The organism is Dyella ginsengisoli LA-4 (assembly GCF_000334915.1).
Lineage (GTDB): Bacteria > Pseudomonadota > Gammaproteobacteria > Xanthomonadales > Rhodanobacteraceae > Dyella_A > Dyella_A ginsengisoli_A.
The window spans coordinates 138,500-153,374 of the sequence record NZ_AMSF01000056.1 but is presented as its reverse complement, the minus strand read 5'-3'; the positions used below and the strand labels follow the sequence as shown (position 1 = coordinate 153,374).

Below are 14,875 nucleotides of genomic sequence, written 5' to 3'. Positions count from 1 at the left end.
CTGGCGGGCGCCGCTTACGCGGGACATCATATTCCGCGAGCCGCTGTCGCCCGCCGGGAAGATGCGCGCCGAGGTCGAGGCGCTGAAGTTGTTCCAGCAACTCGACGGCGGCTCCGGACATCAGCCGCGCACCGACCCGCGGCCGCTGGACTGGAACATCCTGGCCACTGGCGGGACCACGGCGCCACCGGACAGCGGCCCGCCCTGATCGGCCGCAGACCGGGGCCTCATGCAGTGGAGGCCGGCAGCACTGGCCGACTATGCTGATGGCCTCCCGCCCCCATTTGTCGCGAATCCCCATGCAAGACCACCCCAACACGGACGTGCCCGCCGGCCAGCCGGCCACGCCCCTGCACGATCCGGCCACCCTGCTGCGGGCAGGACGTCCGCAGCTCGCGCTGGAGGTCATCGCCCGACTGCCACGTACCGAGGTGGAGGCGTCACCTGCACTGCTGTGCACACGCGGGCAGGCGCGCCTGGACCTGGGGGACGCCGTCGGTGCGGCAGACGACTTTGCCGCCGCCGAGCGACTCGCGCCGAGCGACAGCCGCGCTGCGCTGGGGCTGGCGATGGCGCTGGGCGAATGCGGACGCCCGCGCGAGGCCAGCGCCGCCGCGCAGCGTGCCATCGCGCATGGCGACCAGGGCACGATCACCCGCTATGTACTCGGCCGCGCCCAGCTCGATGCCGGCGAACTGGACCAGGCGCAACAGACCTGGGAGGCGCTGCTCGCCTCTCATCCGACCCACGGCCCCACGCTGGAGAGCCTGAGTGGACTGCTGTGGATGCGCCACGCCGACGTGGACGTGGCGCGACGCCCCCTCGATCGGGCCATGCAGACGGCGCCGGAACAGCCGGGCATCGTCGTCCAGCTGGCGCAGCTGCTCGACACCGCCGGCGATTCCGCGCAGGCGCTGCAACTGCTCGAAGCCGCGCTGGTCCGCATGCCCGGCCAGCCGGAACTGCACGCCGCGACGGCCCGCGTCGCGCTGGCCGCCGATCCGGGCCGCGCGCTTGCCCACGCGCGCCAGGCCGTGCAGGCCAGCGGCGGGCGTCGCAGCACCGTGGCCACCTATGCCGATGCGCTGCTCGCCGCCGGCCACGTAACGGAGGCGGCCGATGTGGCCGGACGCCTGTACCAGGCCGACCCGCGGGACAGCCACGCGCTGGCCCTGCTGGGCACGGCCGGACGACTGTTGCGCGACCCCGGCCACGATGCGCTGGTCGATTACGCCCGGCGCATTTCGGCCGAACCCATCGACGTGCCGGATGGCTGGAGCGACCTGACCACCTATCTCGGCGACCTCGGCCGCGAACTGTCGGACCTGCACCGCTGGCAGGCCCACCCGCTCGACCAGAGCCTGCTCGGCGGCAGCCAGGTCGCGCTGCACCCGGCGCAGGCCGAGGGCCCGGCACTGCGCGCATTCGTGCAGGCGATCGACGGCCCGATCCGTCGTCACCTGGCCCGGCTGGCCGAAATCCCCGACCCCACCGGCCGCCAGGCGCCGGCGGGCTATCGCTTCAGCGGCATGTGGTCGGTGCGGCTGCGGCCGGGAGGCCATCACCGCAACCACTTCCACGGCCAGGGTTGGATCTCCTCGGCGTGCTACATCGAACTCCCCTCCGGCATGGGTGCGCCCGGCGGCGAGGGCTGGCTCGGCTTCGGCCAGCCCGGCGTACCCACCACGCCGGCGCTGACGCACGAGTACCTGGTGCAACCGCAACCGGGCCTGCTCGTGCTGTTTCCGTCGTGGATGTGGCACGGCACGCTGCCGTTCCGTGGAGAACCACAGGACCGCCGCCTGACCATCGCGTTCGACCTGTTGCCGGCTTGAGCATGCACCGCGCCGTTGCCGCGACCCCGCACGCCCCACCCAGCGGGCTGCGGCTGCGCCACCGGTGCAACACAGGCATGCAAGCAACCCGCGAGGCCGCCAGCCCACGACAGGGACTACGTTGATCGACCGCGCGATCGCCAGGACACTGCGGCAACCGGTTGCCGCATCGGTCGCACGCCGACATTGCGCGGAACCGGACGCCGGGCCATGGAGACGCTGCTGATGGACAAGCTGAAGAAGGAACTGGTCGCGCGGCTCGAACGGATCCCCGGGATCCGCCACATCCCCTATCCGGACCGGGACGACGGCTTTTCCGGCCTCGTCTTCCAGGACAGGGAAATCGGCCACTTCCACGACTTCAACGAACTCGACCTGCGGCTCGGCAAGGCGCTGATCAAGCGTGAGGGCCTGACGCACCCATCCGGCTCCCGCGTCCACCCGGGCCGGCGCGCGGGCTCGCCGTACATCGAGCTGCGATTCGATCGGGAGCAGGATCTCGACAGGATCGTCCGGCTGGTGACTTTGCTGGTCGAAACAAGCCCGCCATGAGCCGGCTTGCGCGCGCGATCGGCAGGATGGTCTCTTTGCCGCATATCGACACCATGCAGTCCACGCCCCCCCGGCATGCCGCCGACGCAAATGGTTGGTAGATGCGGCAAGCCTGCTTGGGCCCAGAGAAAGGCGGCGTCCGCCAGCATTTCCCCGGAAACGCGGGATCAGGCAAACAGGTGCCTGGTCAGGAGGAACAGATAGAGCTCGATCGCGCCACAAACGATGAACAGAAGCAGGTTGTTGCGCGCGTAGAGACGATACTTATTTGCCATTTCGACCGGTTGCCGCGATGCCAGCAGGAAAGGCAGGCCGTTTTCCGGACGACGGATGGTATCCATCGTTACTCCCGCCGCCTGCTCCCGCGCCTGCAGCCGCTCGCGAACCTCGGCCTGCGCCGCCTCGCGGGCCGCATCCCATTCGTCGCTGTCGATGCGACCGTTTCCGTCCGCGTCGAAACGACGGATCAGCGCAGCCTGATCGCGCTTCCACTGCGTCAGTAGATCCCTGCTGGCGTCACCGGCGGTGAGCGATGGCCGCAAGCTGTGCAATTCGCCAATGACATAAAACGTCTCGCCCTCGTGCATCCGCTCTTCGGTGTAGCGGAAGCGTCCACTGCGACCGTTACGCACCGCCATCGGACGAGACAGCGACGCCTGATTGTTTCGCCAGCAATCCTTGACCGAGGGCATGACCTCGGCGCCGCGGGGGTCGACGAGCATTCGACCCTTGCCGTCATCGATCAGGATCGGATCGCTGCTGACGGCCTGCTCCAGCGTCACCCAGTGTCTGCGTCCGGGCGCGGTGTAATCGACCTTGTATTGCTCTATCCGATAGCGCCACCACGTGCATGGGACGCCGGTGAGCGGCGCCAGCAACGCTTTTCCGGAAGCGGCGAACTGATGCCCGACCAGCTCCACGTGCCCCTGTGCTGCCGACCGGGTGCGGGAGGTGGGAACGTCCTCGATCATCCTGGCCCGCTTCAGCGAGCGGTACCAGCCCACCAAGCCGATCGCACCGAGTGCGCCGAACAACGTCATGCCGATGACCGCATCTGCCACGGCCTTGTACGAATGGAATTCCATGAGATCGCGATTGGCCCTCACCGTCCTCCGCCGAAGAGCTTCCGGACATCGACGTCCCGGGTTTCTTCCTTGCTGAAACGCATCATCTCGGCAGGCCTGAAGCGGCACGCCACGGCGATCAGTGCGTCCGGGAACTGGTCGATGCGTGTGTTCAGGCGGTTCACCGAATCGTTGTAGAGCTCACGTCGATCGGCAATCGCGTTTTCCAGCCCGCTGATGCGAGCCTGCAGATGCTGGAAGGATTCATCAGCCTTGAGGTCCGGATAGTCCTCGACCTGCGCGAACAGGCGGCCCAGGCCCAGGCGCAGCGATTGCTCGGCTTCGCCAAGACGCCTTGCATCGTTCGATGCACCGGCGGAAAACACTGCGGCACGAGCGTCCAGCACCTGTCTGAGGGTTTCCTGCTCGTACTTCATGTACTGTTTGCAGACGTCCACCAGCTTGGGCAACTCGTCATGCCGCTGCTTGAGCAACACGTCGATGTTGGCCCAGGCCCTGGCAATGTTGTGCCTGAGCTGCACCAGGTTGTTGTAAAGAATGACCAGGTAACCGGCGGCCAGCAATGCGCCTGCCCATGCGACGATTTCCTTGACGCTCATCGACCCTCCCTTGGTGTGCTCGAGCCCTCAACCCGGCGGCTGGAGACGCCGCAGCACACGATCGGGTGATGCGCCCAAGGTATCGCGATCGAGGGTAACAGCCCTGGCAACGAGGGGCACTCCGCGCTCGCCGACGTCGCCTTTGCCGCACTGCGTAATGGGCCACTCGCGCCGCGCCGCTATCATGTCGGTTTCCCTTTGCACGGCAGGCTTGTCCATGAGCGTGATCGCCTCGCAGATCGATCCCCGGTCGCCCGAATTCCAGGCCAACGCGGCGCAGCTGCGCGCGGCGGTGGACGACCTGCACCGGGAGCTGGCGAAGGCGGCCGAGGGCGGCGGCGAAAAGGCGCGCGACAAGCACACCGCGCGCGGCAAACTGCTTCCGCGCGAGCGCATCCGCGCCCTGCTCGATCCGGGCTCGCCCTTCATGGAGCTCTCCGCGCTGGCCGCCCACGGCATGTACGACGACGCCGCGCCGGCGGCCGGCCTGATCACCGGCATCGGCCGGGTCAACGGCATCGAGGTGGTGGTGGTGGCCAACGACGCTACGGTGAAGGGCGGCACCTACTTCCCGATGACCGTGAAGAAGCACCTGCGCGCGCAGGAAGTGGCGCTGGAAAACCGCCTGCCCTGTGTCTACCTGGTCGATTCCGGCGGCGCCTTCCTGCCGCTGCAGGACGAGGTGTTTCCGGACAAGGAGCACTTCGGGCGGATCTTCTACAACCAGGCGAGGATGTCGGGGCTGGGGATTCCGCAGATCGCGGTAGTGATGGGCTCGTGCACCGCCGGCGGCGCCTACGTGCCGGCGATGAGCGACGAGACGATCATCGTGCGCGAACAGGGCACGATCTTCCTCGGCGGCCCGCCGCTGGTGAAGGCGGCCACCGGCGAGGTGGTGGATGCCGAGACGCTGGGTGGCGCGGACGTCCATACGTCCGTCTCCGGCGTGGCCGACCACTACGCCGAGAACGATGCGCACGCGCTGGCCATCGCCCGCGACATCGTGGGCCACCTCAACCGCAAAAAGGACATGCCGCTCGCCCTGCGCACGCCGATCGAGCCGAAGTACCCGGCCGATGAGCTGTACGGCGTGATCCCGCAGGACACCCGCCGCCCGTTCGACATCCGCGAGGTGATCGCGCGCATCGTCGACGGCTCGGAGTTCCACGAGTTCAAGGCGCGCTACGGCAAGACCCTGGTGTGCGGCTTCGCGCACATCCACGGCTACCCGGTGGGCATCGTCGCCAACAACGGCATCCTGTTCGCCGAAAGCGCGCTCAAGGGCGCGCACTTCATCGAGCTGTGCAACCAGCGCAACGTACCGCTGGTGTTTTTGCAGAACATCACCGGCTTCATGGTCGGCAAGAAGTACGAGCAGGCCGGCATTGCGAAAGACGGCGCCAAGATGGTCACCGCCGTGGCCTGCTCGCACGTGCCGAAGTTCACCGTGGTGATCGGCGGCAGCTTCGGCGCCGGCAACTACGCCATGTGCGGCCGCGCCTACGGCGCGCGCTTCCTGTGGATGTGGCCGAACGCGCGGATCAGCGTGATGGGCGGCGAGCAGGCGGCCAGCGTGCTGGCCACGGTGAAGCGCGACGGCATCGAGGCCGCCGGCAAGAACTGGAGCGTGGAAGACGAGGACGCCTTCAAGGCGCCGATCCGCGAGCAGTACGAGCGCCAGGGCCACCCGTACTACGCCAGCGCGCGGTTGTGGGACGACGGCATCATCGACCCGACCGACACCCGCCGGGTGCTTGGCCTGGCGATCTCCGCCTCGATGAATGCGCCGATCGAACCGCAGCGCTACGGCGTGTTCCGCATGTGACGGCCCGGCGGGCGAACTCGCCCGCCACGTCGCGTCATGGAGAGCGGCGACGCGGATCGAGCGCCGTCGACTCAGAAGAACTCGTACTCCAGCTGCGCCACCCAGGTGTGGCGCGGGGCGGCGGCGTTGATGCCGAGCAGCACGCCGACGCGGTACTCGACGTTGCCCATGGTGTGCGGCACGTGCCATTCGCCGGCGACCACCGGGCCAGCCTGGTAGGCGTGGTCGTCGGGTCGACCGTAGGCCTCGATGCCCGGACGGAACGCCTTCGAGACCGCGTAGGTGCCGGCGTAGCTGTAGCGGAATTCGGTCTTGTGCGAGGCGCCGGCACCGATCTCCTTTTCCCAGATCAGGTTGACCCGGTGGTCGAAGCGACCGACGGTCTTCTCGATCAGCGGGCCGACCTCGATCTCGCCGGGACCGCCGCCCTTCGGATGGCCGTAGGAGGCGAGCAGGCCCAGGTCGGCCCAGTACTGGCCAGGCTCGGTGAACTGGAAGGTGTTCTCGAACTCGTAGCCGACCAGCTTGCCGCCGGCGCCCGGCTCCTTTTCGTACTCGGCCAGGTAGAGCTCCGGCTTCCACCAGCTGGTGAAGGCGTGCGCCACCGACAGCTCGGCGGCGCGCTCGCCGTTGTAGTCGCGGCGACCGTCGGTGATGCCGTAACCGCGCAGCTCGATTTCGCTCTGGGTGGCGATCACGTGCGGCGAGTACACGATGAAGTCGTCGGCGTGTGCGCTGCCGGCAACACCGAAGGCGGCTGCGGCGAACAGCGTCGCCAGGGTGGCGGCGGTGGTTCGGGAGATGAAACGCATGCTCGGATGTCCTTGAACTCGTTGTCTGCGGACCGCAGGCACCCGTCGCGCGGGCAACGCGTGCCCCGCGACCGGGGAAGGCCTGCGATCAGGATTGCGGGACGGCGGCGGCCGAGGCCTCGCGACGCCTGGCGACCGGCTGCGCCGCCAGCCGCATGCCGCCGACCAGGAGCAGCAGCGTCGCTGCGTAGAAGACCAGCTGGATGCCGGCCGGCGAGGCGTCGTAGCCGACCAGGATGCCCAGCGTCTTGCCGGCCAGCGAGCCGTTGGAAAGCAGCCACGAGGTGTCCCAAAGCTGCTCGCCCAGCGCCGGCAGCCGGTTGGCCTGCAGCAGGAAGCGCGCGGCGGTGGACGCCAGTCCCGCGGCCAGCAGTACCAGCATCACGTTGGTGGCGCCGAAGAAGTGCCTGAGCGGAATGCGCAGCAGGCCGAAGTACAGCGCGAAGCCCAGCGCCACGCCGCCGCCCACGCCCAGTGCGATGCCGCCGATCAGGCCACCGGCGCCGATGCCGCCCATCGCCATCGAGTACAGGAACAGCACCACCTCGGAGCCTTCGCGCAGCACCGCCAGCGCGATCACCGCCAGCAGCAGGGTCAGCGAACTGGAACCGGCCTTCACCGCCTGCCCGACCGCACTCATGTGCTGGGCCAGTTCGCGCGCATGGCGCGACATCCACACCACGTGCCAGCCGATCATCGCCACCGCCGCCAGCAGCACGCCGGCGTTGAGCAGCTCCTGCCCCGAGCCGCTGGCCAGCCCGGCGATGAACCCGGCGCCCAGCGCCACCAGCAGCGCGCCGGCCAGCCCCAGTCCGATGCCGCCGAGCACGAACAGCCCGCGCAGCCGCACGCCGCGTGTGGCGGCACAGACGATGGAGACGATCAGGGCCGCCTCCAGCACTTCACGGAACACCAGCAGCGCTACACCGGGCATGGCATCACTCCACGATCAGCCGGCCCTGGGCCGTGTCCTGGTGGAAGTCGCCGAAAAACCGGTAGCTGCCGGGCTTCAGCGGCCCGACGTAGACGGTGATCGTGCTGTTCGGCAGCACGATCTTCTCGCGGTTGAACTCGGTGCTCTCGAATTCCTCCGGCGAGGCGTCGCGGTTCTCGATCACCAGTTTCATCTTGGTCCCGGCAGGCACCTTCAGCTCTGCCGGCTGGTAGGCGTGGTCCTGGATGACGAGATGGAATTCGGGCACGTCGGCGGCCCGGGCGGCGAAGCCCGAGAGCAGCAGGACGGCGGCGAGGGTGAGACGGTTCACGGCGGGGCATCCGGGTCAGGCTTGATATGAATATGATAATTGTTCTCATTAACAACGGCAAATGATGCGCACCGACGGCGGAGCGGCGGCATCAGCCGCCTGGCAGGCGCCAGCGAGCGGGTGAGTACGCCCCGCGGCAATGAGCCGCGGCTCGCGCGGCTGCCCCTACACCATCGGTGCGGGACTGTGGGACCATGACGGCCTCGATCCGGCGGTAGCGCCGGGGGACGGGACACGGCCCTTGCCGCCATGCCCGGTGTCCCAGTCGAACCGCGGCGCTCCGGCGCCTTCCGCATGGAATCTGTCATCACCGGGCGGTATCGCCGCCCTGCCTTGGACACGGTCGCTAGGGGGACCGTCACGGAATGCTTGTTGGCATCGATCTCGGCACCACCCATTCGCTGATTGGCCGCTACGGCGACGACGGCCCCACCCTCTTTCCCAACGCGCTCGGCCAGCTGCTCACGCCTTCGGTGGTGAGCCTGGATGCCGACGGCCACGCGCTGGTCGGTCAGGCTGCGCGCGACCGGCTGGTGAGCCACCCGGGCAGCAGCGTGGCCAGTTTCAAGCGCTGGATGGGCAGCGACCGCGAGACCCGGCTGGGCGATCGCGGCTTCCGCCCGGAAGAACTCTCCGCGCTGGTGCTGCGCGCACTGATCGCCGATGCCGAGGCGGCCACCGGCGAGACGGTGACCGAGGCGGTGATCAGCGTGCCGGCGTATTTCTCCGACGCACAGCGCAAGGCGACCCAGGCTGCCGGCACACTGGCCGGCATCAAGGTCGAGCGTCTGATCAACGAGCCCACCGCCGCGGCGCTGGCCTACGGCCTGCAGGAACGCCGCGACGGCTCGCGCTTCCTGGTGTTCGACCTGGGCGGCGGCACCTTCGACGTGTCGGTGCTGGAGATGTTCGAAGGCGTGGTGGAAGTGCATGCCAGCGCCGGCGACAACTTCCTCGGCGGCGAGGATTTCCTCGACGTGCTGGAAAAGACCTTCCTGGCCGACCTGGGGCTGCAGCGTTCCAGCCTCGATGCGGCCACCAGTGGCGTGCTGCGCCAGCGACTGGAGACCGCCAAGCGCGCGCTCACCGGCCAGGCCTCGGCGACAGTGCAGCTCACCGTGCGCGGCGAAACGCACGAGTGGTCGATCGACGAGTCGCGCTTCGCCCAGCTCGCCGACCCGCTCCTGCAGCGCATGCGCGCACCGCTGGAACGCGCCATGCGTGACGCACGGCTGCAGCCCGAACAGCTCGACGAGATCGTGCTGGTCGGCGGCGCCAGCCGCATGCCACTGGTGGCGCGGCTGGTCACCCGCATGTTCGGCCGGCTGCCGCTGCGCCACGTCAACCCGGACCAGGCCATCGCGCTGGGCGCCTGCGTCGCCGCGGGCCTGAAGTCGCGCGACCAGCGCCTCGACGAAGTGGTGTTGACCGACGTCTGCCCCTACTCGCTGGGCACCCAGGTGGTGCGCCGCGATGGTCAGGGCCGGATGCAGGGCGGCTTCTTCGAGCCGATCATCCACCGCAACAGCGTGGTGCCGGTGAGCCGCGAGCAGAGCTTCTTCCCGGTCAACCCGGGGCAATCGAAGCTGCGGCTGGACGTGTTCCAGGGCGAGAGCCCGATGGTGGAACGCAACATCAAGTTGGGCGAGCTGGAAGTGGAGATCGACCCGACCCGCCCGCCGCAGGAGAACGCGGTGAACCTGCGCTTCACCTACGACGTCAACGGCGTGCTGCAGGTGGAGGCGAACGTGTCCTCGACCGGCAAGCAGTACGAGCTGGTGCTGGAACAGAACCCCGGCGTGCTCAGCGCCGAACAGATCCGCGCCCGCCTCGCCGCGCTGGCCGAGATCAAGATCCACCCGCGCAGCAAGCAGGAAAACCTCGCCCTGCTCGCCCGCGCCGAGCGCATCTACGAGGAACACCTGGCGATGCGCGACCAGGTGCAGGCGTGGATCGCGCAGTTCCGCGCCGTGCTGGAGACCCAGGACGAGATGGTGATCCGCGAACACCGACTGGAGCTGGGACGCGCACTGGATACGCTGGAATCGATCTGATGTGGCCGTACAGCGAGCTGGGCATCGAGGCGACCGCCGACGAGCGCGCGATCAAGCGCGCCTACGCGGTCAGGCTCAAGCAGAACCGCCCGGACGAGAACCCGGAGGGTTTCCAGCGCCTGCATGAGGCCTATCAGGCGGCACTGCAGCGCTGCCGGGGTAGCGCTGCAGCGGCGCCCGCGGCGGCGACATCAGCCGCACCGCGCCCGTTGCCCCCGCCGGCTGCCACCGCGGCATCGGCGAGCCAGCCGGCGCCGGCACCTCCGTCGACGCCGGCGCCAGTGACGTTCGACGCCAGCGCCTTCCTGCAGGAAGCAGTGGCGCGCGCCGACGCCAACGAACCTGCCGCGCTGCGCAAATGGCTGGAAAGCCACCAGGCGCTCTGGTCCCTGAGCCTGAAGACGCGCGTCGGCCAGCACTGGCTGGCGGTGATCCACCAGGCCGCTCCGCCGATGCCCGATGGCTGCTTCGACGAGATGCTGGCGTTCTTCCGGCTGGATCACGCCGGCGCCGTACCCGATCCACTGCTCGTGGCGCAGCGCCGCCAGCGCATGCACATGGCCTGGCACCTGGCGCCCGCGCGCCGCGACGCGTTGGCTGGCCTGCTCGGCGCCCGCTCGGTCAGCGCACGCAAGCAGATCACCCGTTCGCTCCGCTGGCTGCAGCAACCTTTCCGCTGGCCGGTCGCGTTGTGGCGCAGCCTGTTGCCGCAGAACCTTCGCAACATGAACAACCTGATCCTGCGCCTGGCCGGGCAGCCCCCGGTCGAACTGCCGCCACCCGTGGATCCCCGGCAACAGGCATTCTGGCTGCAGGCCGCGCACAGCGGACTGTTCAGTCGTGTCGGGGCTGCCATCGTCGGCGCGCGGGTAGCTGGAGCGCTGCTGCTCGGATTGCTTCTGGGCGTGGCGTTCGGCGCGTTTGCCGGGATGCAGGGCGGGCAGTTCGCCTGGGGCATGGTCGGCTTGCTTGAGGCGATCGCCGGCGGCTTCTGCGGCGTGGCGCTGGCCATCATGGCCTGGTCCGAGCTCACCGGCTGGCAGCGTCGCCCGATGCCTCTGAAAGGCGCGGTCGGATGGCTGCACTTCGCGCTGGTGCCACTGCTCGCCATCGGCGCGCTGATTGTCGTCGATGCCACCGACTCGCCGATGGCCGGCTGGATGCTGACCGTACCCGCGCTATGGCTCGCGTTGGCCCGCGTGCTGCACGGGCGGAAGATATCGGCTTCGCTGCGCCCCTGGCTGCGGCTGGGTATCTTCCTGATCTATCCCGTCGCCAGCCTCGTCGCCAGCGCGGTGCAGGTCCCGGTGATCATGGGCAACAGCCTGGCCGCCGCCGCCCTGCTGGCCTGGACGATCGACGCCTGGCGTCGCGTGCCCAGGCGCCAGCGCGCACTGGCCTGAGCAACGGCTGTCACGCTACTTCCCGCGCGGACGGAAATGCAGCGGCATTGCGCCATCGGCCGCCGGCGGGTGCGCGGCAGCAGGCGGCTTCGGCCCGCAGGCGCCGCAGGTATCGCAGCCGTCGCTGCAGTTGCCGGTGGTCTGCTTCGGTTGCAGGCGATGCGCCAGTGCACGCTTCCAGGCCGGCGCATCCGGACTGTCCAGCCGCAGGGCGACAGCCGCCAGCCAGCGTGCGGTGAGTTTCGGCGCCAGCTTTCGCAGCACCACCAGCACGCTGACCAGCAGGACGATGCCGATCACCACGTACTGCACGAGCAGGCTGGTGCTCACGACAGCCACACAGCCACGTGGTAGGTGATGAACGAGGCCACGTAGGCCAGCGCGAACATGTAGCCGAACGAGATCGCCACGTTGCGCCACGAGGCCGTCTCGCGGCGGATCACCGCCAGCGTGGACATGCACTGCGGCGCGAAGGCAAACCACACCAGCAGCGACAGTGCGCTGGCCAGCGGGAAATTCACCGTCAGCGCGTGACCCAGTCCGCCCGTCGCGGCATCCCCACCGACCGCGTACACCGTGGCCAGCGCCGCCACCGCGGTCTCGCGCGCGGCGAAAGCGGGGATCAGCGAGAGGCTGATCTGCCAGTTGAAGCCGATCGGCGCGAAGATGTGCTGCAACGCCCGTCCCAGGTGGCCGGCGATGCTGTACTCGATCGCCGGCTCGGTGGCGCCCGGCGGCGGCCCCGGGAAGGTGGAGATGAACCACATGATCACGGTCAGCGCGAGGATCACGCCGGTCAGCCGCTTGAGGAAGATCATCCCGCGCTCGTACAGGCCGATCGCCACGTCGCGCGGCTTCGGCAGGCGGTAGGACGGCAGCTCCATCAGCAGCGCGTGTTCGCTCTTGTCGCGGCGGATGCGCTTCATCACGTAGCCCACCAGCATCGCGCCGAGGATGCCGACGGCGTAGAGCGCGAACAACACCACGCCCTGCAGGTTGAACACGCCAAGCACGCGGCGCGAGGGAATGAAGGCGCCGATCAGCAGCGCGTACACCGGCAGGCGCGCCGAGCAGGTCATCAGCGGCGCCACCAGGATGGTGGCCAGCCGGTCGCGCGGATCGGTGATCGAGCGCGTGCCCATGATGCCGGGGATCGCGCAGGCGAAACTGGAGAGCAGGGGGATGAACGAGCGCCCGGTCAGGCCGACCGCCACCATCCAGCGATCCAGCAGGAACGCCGCCCGCGGCAGGTAGCCGGACTCCTCCAGCGTGAGGATGAACAGGAACAGCACCAGGATCTCGGGCAGGAAGCCAAGCACGGTACCGATGCCGCCAAACAGGCCATCGGTGACCAGGCTCTGCAGCGGGCCGGCCGGCATCCAGGCGGCGACATGCGCACCCATCCAGTCGAAGCTGTCGGCGATCGCGTCGGTCATCGGCTTGCCCACCGAATACACCGCCTGGAACACCAGGAACATCACCACCGCAAGGATCGCCAGGCCGAACACCGGGTGCAGCGCCCAACGGTCCAGCGCATCGTCGATCGCATCGGTGGCGCGCGGCATGGTCACCGTGGCGGCCATCAGCGCGCGCACCTCGGCGTGCAGGTCGGCACGGCTGGCCGGGTCGTCCGGCAGTATCGGCGGTGCATCCGGCATCGCGCCGTCGACCCGCTCGACCAGCGCCTGCACGCCGCCGCGCCGCACCGCCACGGTCTCTACCACCGGCATGCCGAGACGGCGCGACAGCTCCGCCACATCGATGACCACGCCGCGGCGGTTGGCTGCATCCATCATGTTCAGCGCCAGCACCATCGGCCGCCCCAGCCGCTTCACCTCAAGCACGAAGCGCAGATGCAGACGCAGGTTGGTGGCATCGGCCACGCAGACGATCAGGTCCGGCGCAGCCTCACCGGGATACACGCCGGCGCAGACGTCGTGGGTGATCTGCTCGTCGGGGCTGGTCGCGTCCAGGCTGTATGTGCCCGGCAGATCCAGTACGTGCAGCACGCGACCGGACGGCGCGGTAAACCGACCCTCCTTGCGCTCGACGGTGACCCCGGCGTAGTTGGCCACCTTCTGCCGACCGCCGGTGAGCTGGTTGAACAGCGCGGTCTTGCCACAGTTGGGGTTGCCGACCAGGGCGATGCGCAGCGAATCCGCGCTCACGCCGCCTCCTGCTCGCGCACGGTCACCCGCGAAGCCTCGTTGCGCCGGAGTGCGAAGCGGGTCGAGCCGATCTGGATCAGCAGCGGGTCGGCGCCCATCGGCCCCCGCGCCACCAGGCGCACCGGCTCACCCGCCACGAAGCCGAGATCACGCAGGCGTTGTGCGATGACATCGTCGGCGTGGGCATCGTCCACGCGGTCCACCACGGCGGGCAAACCCTTGGGCAGATCGGACAGGCGCACAGGCAAAGACCTAAATGGGAATGGTTCGCATTGTATATCGTTCCCTTTCTGTCCGCATTCAAGCCGACCGCCGCGTTTGCCGGCGTTTATCATCGGCGGTCTTTGCCGGGGAGCCCCACCATGACGAGCCGCCTCTCGATCACCGACCAGGACCGCGTGCGCCGCATCGCGCTCAACCGCCCGGAGGTGCACAACGCCTTCGACGACGCGCTGATCGCGGAGCTGACGGCCGCCATCGACGATGCCGGCCGCGACGAAAGCGTGCGCGCCGTGGTACTCACCGGCGAGGGCGAGAGCTTCTCCGCCGGCGCCGATCTGAACTGGATGCGGTCCATGGCCCGGGCCAGCGAGCAGGAGAACCGCGACGATTCGTCGCGCCTGGCGCGGCTGATGCGCCGGCTGCAGTTCTGCCCCAAGCCGACCATCGCCCGGGTCAACGGCGCGGCCTTCGGCGGCGGCGTGGGGCTGATCGCCTGCTGCGACATCGCGATCGGCGTCGAGGGCGCGAAGTTCGGCCTCACCGAAGTGAAACTCGGCCTGGTGCCGGCGGTGATCTCGCCCTACGTGATCGCCGCGATCGGCCTGCGCCAGGCGCGCAGGCTGTTTCTCACCGGCGAGTTCTTCGATGCGGCGGCCGCGCAGCGCATCGGCCTGCTGCACGAGGTGGTGCCGCGCGAGCAGCTCGACGACGCCGTGCAGCGCATGCTCGGCTTCCTCGCCAAGGCCGGCCCGCAGGCACAGGCCGAGGCCAAGACGCTGGCGCTGGGCATGGCTGGGCTGGATGAAGCCGGTGCCGAGCAGATCGACGAAGAGAACGCGGCGTTGATCGCGCGGCTGCGGGTGTCGGCCGAGGGGCAGGAAGGGCTTGGGGCGTTTCTGGCCAAGCGCGCGCCGGCCTGGGTCGTAGGCTGAGCGCGTCCCGCACGCTCCGCCGCGCGGGAATCTTCCCGCTCGTCGTCCCGGCGAGGGAAGGTGAGCTCTCCGCGACAACCTGGCCAGAGTCCCTCTGTGCTGCGCTGCGCATCGGCTCAAAAC

The 14,875-nt window shown here is 68.9% G+C and carries 15 protein-coding genes; 7 read left to right on the top strand and 8 right to left on the bottom strand.

Translation table 11 applies throughout. The features are described 5' to 3' along the window. From C693_RS23775 to C693_RS0113845, 3 genes are all read left to right on the top strand, one after another. A partial coding sequence (locus C693_RS23775) for a hypothetical protein (RefSeq protein WP_026107422.1) occupies nt 1-208 on the top strand: 208 nt, incomplete at its 5' end. 91 nt (nt 209-299) lie between these two features. Further along, nucleotides 300-1,835: a 2OG-Fe(II) oxygenase family protein gene (locus C693_RS0113850; protein WP_017462888.1), complete on the top strand. Its 1,536-nt coding sequence runs from the start codon at nt 300-302 to the stop codon at nt 1,833-1,835. A 210-nt stretch (nt 1,836-2,045) separates the two neighbouring features. Then, a complete protein-coding gene (locus C693_RS0113845) occupies nt 2,046-2,387 on the top strand; it encodes a luciferase family protein (RefSeq protein ID WP_017462887.1) in 342 nt (113 codons plus the stop codon). A 167-nt stretch (nt 2,388-2,554) separates the two neighbouring features. On the opposite strand, the gene C693_RS21845 is transcribed toward C693_RS0113845, so the two are convergent. Together C693_RS21845 and C693_RS0113835 are read right to left on the bottom strand one after the other, a co-directional pair. Continuing rightward, the gene (locus C693_RS21845; protein WP_017462886.1) at nt 2,555-3,472 is read right to left on the bottom strand and encodes a GIDE domain-containing protein; all 918 of its coding nucleotides are present in this window, start codon (nt 3,470-3,472) and stop codon (nt 2,555-2,557) included. Between the two features lie 17 nt (nt 3,473-3,489). After that, on the bottom strand, nt 3,490-4,071 hold the full coding sequence (locus tag C693_RS0113835; protein WP_017462885.1) for a LemA family protein: 582 nt from the start codon (nt 4,069-4,071) through the stop codon (nt 3,490-3,492). Between the two features lie 217 nt (nt 4,072-4,288). On the opposite strand from C693_RS0113835, the gene C693_RS0113830 reads away from it, so the two are divergent. Then, nucleotides 4,289-5,896 (top strand): carboxyl transferase domain-containing protein, encoded by a 1,608-nt coding sequence (locus C693_RS0113830; RefSeq protein ID WP_017462884.1) that lies wholly within the window; start codon nt 4,289-4,291, stop codon nt 5,894-5,896. A gap of 71 nt (nt 5,897-5,967) precedes the next feature. On the opposite strand, the gene C693_RS0113825 is transcribed toward C693_RS0113830, so the two are convergent. The 3 genes from C693_RS0113825 to C693_RS0113815 form a co-directional block, all read right to left on the bottom strand. Then, complete coding sequence (locus tag C693_RS0113825; protein ID WP_017462883.1) at nt 5,968-6,708, bottom strand: hypothetical protein; 741 nt, start codon at nt 6,706-6,708, stop codon at nt 5,968-5,970. A gap of 88 nt (nt 6,709-6,796) precedes the next feature. After that, on the bottom strand, nt 6,797-7,642 hold the full coding sequence (locus C693_RS0113820) for an FTR1 family iron permease (RefSeq protein WP_017462882.1): 846 nt from the start codon (nt 7,640-7,642) through the stop codon (nt 6,797-6,799). A 4-nt stretch (nt 7,643-7,646) separates the two neighbouring features. Next, complete coding sequence (locus tag C693_RS0113815) at nt 7,647-7,973, bottom strand: cupredoxin domain-containing protein (protein ID WP_017462881.1); 327 nt, start codon at nt 7,971-7,973, stop codon at nt 7,647-7,649. 365 nt (nt 7,974-8,338) lie between these two features. Between C693_RS0113815 and C693_RS0113810 the strand changes: the two genes are divergently transcribed. After that, entirely contained in the window at nt 8,339-10,027 is a 1,689-nt protein-coding gene (locus C693_RS0113810; RefSeq protein WP_017462880.1) for a molecular chaperone HscC, read from the top strand. After that, the gene (locus C693_RS0113805; protein WP_017462879.1) at nt 10,027-11,430 is read left to right on the top strand and encodes a J domain-containing protein; all 1,404 of its coding nucleotides are present in this window, start codon (nt 10,027-10,029) and stop codon (nt 11,428-11,430) included. The genes C693_RS0113810 and C693_RS0113805 overlap by 1 nt, the downstream gene beginning before the upstream one ends. Nucleotides 11,431-11,445: 15 nt before the next feature. Here C693_RS0113805 and C693_RS0113800 read toward each other — a convergent pair whose 3' ends face one another. Genes C693_RS0113800 through C693_RS0113790 form a run of 3 tightly spaced genes read right to left on the bottom strand, consistent with a single transcriptional unit; the run spans nt 11,446 to nt 13,840 of the window. Then, the gene (locus C693_RS0113800) at nt 11,446-11,760 is read right to left on the bottom strand and encodes a DUF6587 family protein (RefSeq protein WP_017462878.1); all 315 of its coding nucleotides are present in this window, start codon (nt 11,758-11,760) and stop codon (nt 11,446-11,448) included. Beyond that, complete coding sequence (gene feoB / locus C693_RS0113795) at nt 11,757-13,598, bottom strand: ferrous iron transporter B (RefSeq protein WP_017462877.1); 1,842 nt, start codon at nt 13,596-13,598, stop codon at nt 11,757-11,759. The genes C693_RS0113800 and feoB overlap by 4 nt, the downstream gene beginning before the upstream one ends. Then, the gene (locus C693_RS0113790; protein WP_026107420.1) at nt 13,595-13,840 is read right to left on the bottom strand and encodes a FeoA family protein; all 246 of its coding nucleotides are present in this window, start codon (nt 13,838-13,840) and stop codon (nt 13,595-13,597) included. The genes feoB and C693_RS0113790 overlap by 4 nt, the downstream gene beginning before the upstream one ends. A 120-nt stretch (nt 13,841-13,960) precedes the next feature. On the opposite strand from C693_RS0113790, the gene C693_RS0113785 reads away from it, so the two are divergent. After that, on the top strand, nt 13,961-14,752 hold the full coding sequence (locus C693_RS0113785) for an enoyl-CoA hydratase/isomerase family protein (RefSeq protein ID WP_017462875.1): 792 nt from the start codon (nt 13,961-13,963) through the stop codon (nt 14,750-14,752). Nucleotides 14,753-14,875 lie beyond the last annotated feature (123 nt).